General features: G+C 48.3%; 3 protein-coding genes and 1 pseudogene. 1 reads left to right on the top strand and 3 read right to left on the bottom strand.

What is annotated here, in order from left to right:
- Positions 1–245: 245 nt before the first annotated feature.
- A pseudogene (locus ACYVH9_RS30375) lies at positions 246–434 on the top strand (IS256 family transposase); the annotation flags it as partial.
- A gap of 270 nt (positions 435–704) precedes the next feature.
- On the opposite strand, the gene ACYVH9_RS30370 reads toward ACYVH9_RS30375, so the two are convergent.
- The 3 genes from ACYVH9_RS30370 to ACYVH9_RS30360 form a co-directional block, all read right to left on the bottom strand.
- Positions 705–1,199 (bottom strand): DUF2911 domain-containing protein, encoded by a 495-nt coding sequence (locus ACYVH9_RS30370; protein ID WP_460640218.1) that lies wholly within the window; start codon positions 1,197–1,199, stop codon positions 705–707.
- A 334-nt stretch (positions 1,200–1,533) separates the two neighbouring features.
- Positions 1,534–2,421, bottom strand: coding sequence for a gliding motility-associated C-terminal domain-containing protein (locus tag ACYVH9_RS30365; protein ID WP_460640217.1), 888 nt, complete (start codon positions 2,419–2,421; stop codon positions 1,534–1,536).
- Between the two features lie 82 nt (positions 2,422–2,503).
- Positions 2,504–5,365, bottom strand: coding sequence for an Ig-like domain-containing protein (locus ACYVH9_RS30360; protein WP_460640216.1), 2,862 nt, complete (start codon positions 5,363–5,365; stop codon positions 2,504–2,506).
- Positions 5,366–6,052 lie beyond the last annotated feature (687 nt).

Raw genomic sequence — 6,052 nt, 5'->3', positions numbered from 1 at the left:
GGGCAAAAATGATCTGTGCTTCGGTGAACTTTGACTTTTTCATAAGCGATTCTTTGGTTTGTTTAAGTTACCTAAATCGCCTTGATTTTTCTATCCTCTTACTGTCCAGTTTTTAGGGTCAAGGTCACTTACAATAGGGGTTAATACACTTGGCCGCCCTATAGGAAAACCCACTCTGTTTACTGGTAAGTAAGCTACCAGATTCTTAATTTCTTACCGAACCACGAACCTAAAGGGCCGCCCTGCGACAAATCCGCTGTGTGACTAAATTGAAAGGGGCTTTTGCTTCGGAGAGTGCTCTGATAAAAATTCTGTACCTGACCACGCAACGGATTATCGAAACCTGGACGATGCCCTTTGCGAACGGGTCGTTAACGGTACAACAACTAGCCATTTTGTTTGGCGACAGCGTTAAGCCGTACTTAAAAGGTTGAAAGAATGACACACTGCATTGAACATTCCCAAAGTAAGAAATAAGCCGAACCAAAACTACTCTAAACCAAAAGCTTCAAACTTTCATTGGTCAACTCTCATTGGTATCGAGTGAATTCAATCAATGAATGTAACAGTGTATTTTCACACCAGCAACAGTCCGGACAGGAGGCAACGGATGCTTCCCTGTCCTTTTTGCTGTCAGCTTTTATGTTAAATTAGTAATTCCTTGCCTATTTCAATGCCGCGAAAATCCTAGAGAATTTGTTTCTTTATTTTGCTTTTTTTAGGGGAACCGCGACTTTTACTTGATCCCAAACAAACACGAGTTCTTTCTTTTCCAGTTGAATCTGAAAGGCCTCCTGAACTTCACTTACCTTTTGAACTGGCGCTTTTACCTCTACCACGTTATGACTTGCATCGTAGTTAATCATGCGCTGATTGGCTTTACTGTTTAATATGATAGTCCACTCGTTTGCTTCTGGAATTGTAAAGACGGCGTAGGTTCCCTTTTTTACCGGCTTGCCGGCCAATAAAACATCGGTAGTAAAGGTAATATCCGTGGAAGCATTTGCTCCCGTTCGCCAAACCTTACCGTAAGGCACTAGACTCCCAAAAATTTCCCGGCCTCGTTTAGAGGGTTGGCTATACGAAACCTCGGCGATGTCGTTTTTGGCCCTTGCAGGTGGACTTAAGGGTGCTTCCTGTGCAAAAGCAGAAAGCGCCGTAAAGAAAAACAGAATTAGTACTACTGTGTGTTTTTTCATTGTCATTTTGTTATGTACACACAACAGCAAGCATTTTTAATGCCAATCCCTTTAGGGCAACATCTCATTACTATTCTCCCATACAAAATGGTTATGCGCTCAAGGCTGTAATAAACAAGGGAGAGAATACGGCAACCGGCTTTTTACTAACCAGTTGATTTCTGAGTTGAAATCATTTAATCATGACTTTTATAATATAGTCCAGGATGGAATTGCTGCTCAATAATTACTGGCTCATATGCAATTCCAAGGGTAAATTCAACACCTGTTGGAAGAGGAGTTTGAGCAATTCTGGACAATCACTCATTCTCCAACCTTTTACGAACACTGATAATTAGCGGGACAGGGTGAGCGCCCGGGTAAACTTTTGTCCGTCACTAAGCCGAATGCTGTAAAAGTATGTCCCGGCTGGCAGGTCTTTGTTTCGATCCCGACCGTTCCAATCGTTTTGGTAATCACTGGATTCAAAGACAACGGTACCATTCCGGTCGTAAATGGTTACCTCGGCGCGTAAACCACCTAAATTCCGAATCTCGAACAGGTCATTTTTTCCATCGCCATTGGGCGAAAAGCCTTCTGGAATAGTAAGTTCACCCGCTACATCAGGATTTGCTCCCGAACATAAATTGGCCACCGACGGAATGGTCAAACTTTCAAACACTCCACCAGCCTTTACAATATAGGTGTCGTAATCGAAGTCAGAACCATTTTTCTTCAACACCACCTCACTTAGCCCCGTAACCGGAAACGATTTATCGTCATTCCATTGAATTTGAGTCCCACTTTTTTCCTGCGGGTTGACCACATTAAATTCCAATATAGCAACCTGCATCCAGTTTGGGGTCACCTGGGTTGCCCCCTGCTCCGAACCACTGTAAAAAATATTGAGGGAAACAATCCCCTTGTCTCCTTTTTCGACCGAACCATTCAAACTTAGTTGCCCGTAGTTATTACTGGCCTTTTCTCCCTGACTGGTAAAGTTCTGGTGTTCCGCAATCTCTGGGCCCCTCAACTGCTGCGTATTGTACGAAAACCGAAGGTTCGCATTTCCCATCAGGAAGGAGCTAGTTTGATCATGTGCTTTAATCTCCACCGCAACCCGCAATTTCTGATGGGCGCAATCGGCTTTTTGTACTTGTAACCGCACATCAAACCGCCCATTCTGCGCTTTGGACAGAAAAGATATGCAGATTGCGGCAACCAAAAAGAGAATCCGTTTCATGTTCATTGTTTTTTCGTTCTTTCCCTCCTATCAGATTGGTTGTCGGATCCGATGATCAAGACCATCGGATCCGATGTCAGTATTAATGTGGGACTTTCGAATAGCGACCGTTATTTTTCTTCCAAAGCACACTATCACTAAAGTTAACGTCCCCATTCATATCAAAGTCGCCATACAGGTAGTGATCGAAAATACCGCTTTCGTCTTTCCACAGGCTGCTGTCGAAGAAGTTGATATCGAAATTATCACGATAAACATCCTTCTTACCATCCGCTCCGTACATCATCCACTTGCCATCGATTTGAATTTCACCAAATGACGGCGGATCACTAATGGTATACGAATCCTGGAGCGTGAAGTCGAAGAGTAGTCGGCTATTCACCACCTGCACCTTCGTTGGCGACATAACGCCCATGTGGTTGCGGTGCTCGATAACAACATGGTACGAGCCATCTGGAATGCTGAAACAGGGGTTCACAAACGTGATCCGACCATCGTTGTGCAGCAGACCGGCCACCCTGAAAACGGGGGAAGTCGTCAGTTCGTCAGTCCGCAACGATACCAATACCCAGTCAACTACATCGGCCGCATACGTCGTCACGCTTTCTGTCCCGGTGTAGTTCCAGGGAGCTGTGTTGTACGGTTGACCTGGAGGGGTGGGCACGGCAAACTCTCCGATCGGTGTCTGTCCTGGTAATAAACCGCGCTGGTTCAGATCCGTATTCATCCGTTGCGTCGTCGAGTTGTACGGCCCTTCGAGCATCACCTTCAGCTCCATCGTAACACAAGCCGGACAGGTACCCGGAGTCGCCAGCAGCGGAACCTCCGTGTCTTCAGAAGAAAGGCCATCGCTATCTGTAATCCGCACCACCGCTTTATCATTTCCGGTAAAGCCAGGGGCTGGTGTATAGGTAATTAAAACACGGTGATTGATCTGATCCTGTACGACCGCTGTAATCGTTCCATTCAGCGGTTGCGACACAACCACAATGCTGTGTGTATTGTCGACATTGGCATCCAGAATTGGCATCAGGGCCGAGGTTGTCGAAGAGCAATTCGTAACCAGGGGAACCACAGACAAGGCCGGTGGGTTCGGCACATCGATTACCGTAATTGGCACTTCAATCACCGTACAACGGTTGGTCTGATCACAGATCGTTATACAAACTTTATCTGTTCCAACGTAGTCCGTATTGGGCGTATACTTCACACACAGCGTGTGGGTTTGGTTATTCACCGTTACTTCCACGGTACCATGCTGAGGACCACCGCAGACTGTTGCCGTATGCGTATCCGTCGGTGTATCGACGATGGGTACACAGACCCCTTTGGGTTTATTCTTCGAGGTAATAATCGGTTGGGGAACGACGATTGGTGGTGTTCCTGGACAAGCGCACACACAGCGGATTACCTGAATTGGCACGTATACCTGATCCGTATTTCCGCATTTATCCGTCACCGTCACACAAACCTGATCCACACCCTGGAAGCCCGGAGCAGCTTTGTAGGTAATGAGCAGCTGGCGGGTAGTATTATCAACCCCAACCGTCACCGTGGCACTGCTCATGCCCACTCCGCAAGCCGTTGCCGTGAAGGAATCACCCAGGTCTCCATCCAAAATCTGCATTGAAACCGTTTTCGTGCTATCCCGGCAAACTAACATCGGCTGAGCAACAATTAACGGAGCAGCGGTACAAACGGAACAAGCCGTGCTGCTGTTGACCGAAGCGGAAACCGGTACGGTATTGTAACAGCCTCCGGCGGAAAGAACCGTCAGGCTATACCCACCAGAAGCCAAAGCCGTTACCGACACCTGACCACTTGCATCGGCCACAATCGGGGCGCACTGTCTGCCCGATCCCGTCGAGCTGTAGCAAACCGTATAGCTTTGATTGGCCGTCAGTCCACTGAGTCGAATACTACCGTTAGTACCTGAACAGGTGGTAGGAGCCGTGGTTGCAATAACCGTCGGCGCCGGGACGGCCGTGACGGTAATGGGTACAATGGCCGGTATAGAGGTACAACCATTCACCGTTTGGACGACGGTATAATTTTTAACACCCGTCGTTGTTGGGTTAATGGTAACCGTTCCGCCGGTAATGCCAGCCAAGTCCGGACCAGACCAGGTGAATATACCTTCTGCCGTGCTGGAAGCTACTAGGGTTACGGACTGTCCAATACAGATTGTCGCACTTGGACTAATCGTTACACTCGGCTGGACCGGTGTCTGGCCAACAAGCGTTACCGAAACCGGCTGACTGTTGCACCCTCCATTCGATACAGTTACACTGTAAACCCCAGCGGTCAGCCCATTCATCGAAATGTTACCGATCGCATTTGAAGCCAGTTGTGCACAAACAGGTGACCCTACGCCATTGACCCGGTAACAAACCGTATAATTCTGGCTAGATAGCAATCCTCCTAATGTAATGCTTCCATTGGGGTTCGCGCAAGAATTTGGATCCACTTTATTGATCAGGACGGCAGACGGAACAGGATTAACCGTAATGGTCGTTACCGCATACGATGAGCCGCAACCTGCAATGGTTTGCGTAACCGTGTAACTGAATGTTCCGGTTGCTTGCTGATTCACCGTGACGACGCTGCCCGTCGTTCCCAGCAATCCAAGTCCTCTCCAGGCATACGATGCACCTGGCTGGCCCGTTGCCGTTAAGCTAATCACCTGACCCAAGCAAATAGTCCGGCTCGGTGCCACGGTGATGACTGGATCGGGCAATGCCGGATTGGTCAATTGGATAGCCGCCGGTGTGCTGAGGCAACCAAGCTCGTTGACCGTGATATTTGTGTAAGATCCTGCACTCAATCCAGCAATCGTCAGCAAGCCATTAACATTAGCCAATCGTTCCGCACAAACCGGTACACCAGCATCTTTAGTATAACAAACGGTATACGATTGACCCGGTGTCAGACCACGTAACGTCATGCTACCATCTGTGCTATTGCAAACTGTTGGATTAGTTGCTGTCACGGAGAACGTAGGCGTTGGTTTAACAACAACGGTAACCGTTGCTGGCGGAGACACACAACCATTAGCCGATTGAATGGCCGTATAGGTTATAATACCCGTCACGTTCGGGATTGCCGTGACTGGACTTCCAGATGTAGCCAACAGACCCGGGCCAAACCATTGGATGTTTGTGCCTGTAGCCGTCAGCGTAATGCTCTGGCCCAAACAAATTGCTGTTGCACTGCAAGTAGCTGTTGGAGCCGGCAATCCACCCGATAAGGTCGCAGATACCGCATTACTTTCGCAAGACCCATATTGAACCGTGATGTTTGAGTAAACCCCAACACCCAGCCCTGAGAGAACAATTCGCCCATTTTGGTTTGCCGCTAATGTTTGACACTGACGCGCTGCCATGTTTTTCGAATAACAGACTGTATAGCTCTGACCAGCCGTCAAACCGGTTAAAGTTATAAAGCCGTTGTTGGCCGTACAGGTGGTTGGATCTGTCGAGATTTCAGATATCGTTGGACAGATCGGCAGACAGTTTAATGGCGCCTGGACCGTCACCGTGTGTGTACAGCTGCCCAGGCTCACCGTCACACTCACCGGACTACCCAACGCCAGACCACTGATGCGGCCATTGGCTACTACCCCACTCGAGGC

This window comes from Larkinella harenae (assembly GCF_054780515.1).
Note: the sequence above shows the minus strand (reverse complement) of the source record. Positions and strands in the feature narration are given on the sequence as shown.